The 318-nt window shown below is 59.1% G+C and carries 1 protein-coding gene; it reads right to left on the bottom strand.

What is annotated here, in order from left to right; genetic code table 11:
* Positions 1-318, bottom strand: a 318-nt coding sequence (locus ACFWW2_RS16640) for a transposase (protein WP_393929762.1), incomplete at both ends; no start/stop codon positions are given.

Here is a 318-nt window from a genome sequence, read left to right as displayed (position 1 = left end):
CGTCTCAGCCTGCCAGATATCGTGCAGGTGGCCCTTGGCTTTGGCCTGAACCGACTTCGGCATCGCGTTCAGTACATTGCCCGTTTTGTGGAACCAGCAGCGCTGTTCTTTTGTGGCCCCAAAGACCTCGCGCAGCGCATGCCAGAAGCCCAAGGCTCCGTCTCCAATGGCAAGATCGGGCGCATGGGTAAGCCCGCGCCGCTGGAGATCGAGAAGCAGCTCACGCCAACTTTGGGTACTTTCGCGATAGCCATCGGCGATGCCAATGATTTCCTTCCGGCCCCACTCGTCTGCGCCGATCAACACCAGAACACATTG

The organism is Yoonia sp. R2-816 (assembly GCF_046762905.1).
Lineage (GTDB): Bacteria > Pseudomonadota > Alphaproteobacteria > Rhodobacterales > Rhodobacteraceae > Yoonia.
Note: the sequence above shows the minus strand (reverse complement) of the source record. Positions and strands in the feature narration are given on the sequence as shown.